Below are 2,437 nucleotides of genomic sequence, written 5' to 3' on the forward strand. Positions count from 1 at the left end.
TGTACCTGGCCAGCGATCCCGTTGCCACCAATCCCAGTCCGGCCCTCGAGGCCGTGGCCCGTGAGCGCGGCTGGCGCATTCTTCGACTGTTTTCATGATCAAGAGATTGATAGACAAGATCCTGGGCAAAGACCCCAGCAAACCTCCTCGCGCGGCGGCAGGCGGGCGCAAGCCTCGCGTTCCCACGGGCAAACGGGTGGATGTGCCAGCGTCAGAGCACGGCATTGACCCCAGCCTGGTGGACGACCGTGCCGTCAAGGTCTGCACGACCTTGCAGGAAGCCGGTTTCGAGGCCTACATCGTTGGCGGCGCCGTGCGCGACCTGCTGGTCGGTCTGCGCCCCAAGGATTTCGACGTGGCCACCAATGCCACGCCCGAGCAGGTCAAAAGCCTGTTCCGGCGCGCTTTCATCATCGGGCGCCGCTTTCGCATCGTCCACGTGGTGTTTGGCCGGGGCCGTGACAACGACGTGATCGAGGTGTCCACCTTCCGCGCCTACCTGGATGCCGACGCGGCTGAGCAGGTGGCTGGCAACGAGAAAACCTCGCGTTCCGAGCTGGCCGGCAAATCCCACGTGGTCGATGGCAGCGGACGTGTGCTGCGCGACAACGTCTGGGGCCCGCAAGACCAGGATTCCGCGCGCCGCGATTTCACCGTCAACGCCATGTACTACGACCCCAGCACGGGCGTGGTGGTCGACTATCACGGCGGCATCAAGGACATCAAGAAGAAGGTGCTGCGCATGATCGGTGTGCCCGATGTGCGCTACCGTGAAGACCCGGTCCGCATCATCCGCGTGGTGCGTTTCGCCGCCAAGCTGAACTTCGAGATCGAAGCCAAGACGCGCGAGCCCTTGCTGGCCATGTCCGAGTTGCTGGCCAATGTGCCGCAATCGCGCCTGTTCGACGAAATGATCAAGCTGCTGCAAACCGGCCACGCCCAGGCGTCGCTGGACCAATTGCGCAAGCTGGGCCTGGACCGGGGCGTGTTCCCCATCCTGGATGCCGTGTTCGACGAAGCCCGCCGCCATCCCGGCCGCGAGCAGTTCGTCAAGCTGGCCCTGAACGACACCGACCGCCGCGTGTCCGAAGGCAAGCCCGTGGCGCCCAGCTTCCTGCTGGCCTGCCTGCTGTGGCATGACGTGCTTGACCACTGGAAGCGCAACCAGGCCAGGGGCGAGCCCGCTTTCCCGGCCCTGCAATCCGCGACCGACGCCGTGTTCGACGCCCGCATTGGCGACATTTCCGGTCGAGGCAAACTGGCGTCCGACAGGCGTGAGATATGGACCATGCAGCCGCGCTTTGACAAGCTCGTGGGCAGCGGGCCGCTCACCTTGGTCGAGCAACCCCGCTTCCGCGCTGGCTTCGACTTCCTGCGCCTGCGGGCCCAGACGGGTGAGGCCGATCAGCAACTGGCCACCTGGTGGGAAGACTTCTCGCTGGCCGACAACGACGAACGCCGCGAGCTGATGGACGTGGCCCGCCAACAGGAGTCGGCCAAGCGCGCGGCCCAAGGCCCGCGAGCGGGTGGCCGATCTGCGTCGCACGCCAGTACTGGCGCTGGATCGGGTGCTGAACTCCCGGCCTTCGAGGACGGCGGCGAAAGCGCTGTCCCGGCCGCCAAGAAGCGCCGTCGGCGTCGCCGCAAGCCCAGTGAAGGCGAGGGTGGTGCGGTTGAAAGCCATTGTGCCCCCAATGATGGCGGCGACTCTGGTGACTGAAGAACTGCCTCGCTTTCGGGCCTTTGTGGGCCTGGGCGCCAATCTGGGCCCAGCCCGCGCGAACCTGCAAGCGGCATTGGCGGAGCTTCAGGCCTTGCCCTGGACCAGCCTGGAAGGCGTGTCTTCGTTTTACCTGACCAAGGCCGTGGGCACCGATGGCCCCGATTACCTCAATGCCGTGGCGGCGCTGAGCACCGCCTTGGCCCCGCACGAGTTGCTCAACGCCTTGCTCGTCATTGAATTGAAGCTGGGCCGAGAGCGCCCCCGGCCTCTGGCGCCACGCACGCTGGACCTCGATTTGCTCTGGATGGAAGGTGCCACGCGCCATTCAAAAATGCTGACCTTGCCCCACCCAAGGATGGGCGAGCGCGCATTCGTGCAGGAGCCTTTGGCCGAGTTACTGGGCCAATTGGCCCCAAAACCGACCGATCCGAAGCCCCTTTCACCCTCTGCGCGGGCCCAATTGGCCGCCCAACAAGGGATTTCGCTGGAATAAGCCGGAAATTCGCAGTAGAATCTCTGGCTTTGTTGGTGGGTCAAAATACACGCTTGATTTCAAGCGGCTTTGACAAAGCACGGCAATGGCAATCCCCGTGGGGCATGCCCGTTTCCTCCGCGGAAACTGGGAACGGGCCCTGGCCCGGGTGGTTTGCCTTTGTGGTCTTTTAAAAGCGCACGTTGGCCCTGTGAATGCATTCATACTGAAAGTGATTGATC

2 protein-coding genes are annotated in these 2,437 nt (G+C 64.2%); both read left to right on the forward strand.

Annotation, left to right across the window (positions count from 1 at the left end):
• Positions 1-94: 94 nt before the first annotated feature.
• A complete protein-coding gene (pcnB, locus tag Q7V20_RS18040; protein WP_304794418.1) occupies positions 95-1,720 on the forward strand; it encodes a polynucleotide adenylyltransferase PcnB in 1,626 nt (541 codons plus the stop codon).
• Positions 1,713-2,216: a 2-amino-4-hydroxy-6-hydroxymethyldihydropteridine diphosphokinase gene (folK, locus tag Q7V20_RS18045; protein ID WP_304794421.1), complete on the forward strand. Its 504-nt coding sequence runs from the start codon at positions 1,713-1,715 to the stop codon at positions 2,214-2,216. Before pcnB ends, folK begins: the two co-directional genes overlap by 8 nt.
• Positions 2,217-2,437 lie beyond the last annotated feature (221 nt).

Source organism: Aquabacterium sp. (assembly GCF_030652515.1).
In the GTDB taxonomy this organism is placed as follows: Bacteria; Pseudomonadota; Gammaproteobacteria; order Burkholderiales; family Burkholderiaceae_C; genus Aquabacterium.

Excerpts from the sequence above, each read along its gene's own strand:
- pcnB (WP_304794418.1), top strand. The coding sequence starts at position 95 with ATGATCAAGAGATTGATAGACAAGATCCTGGGCAAAGACCCCAGCAAA.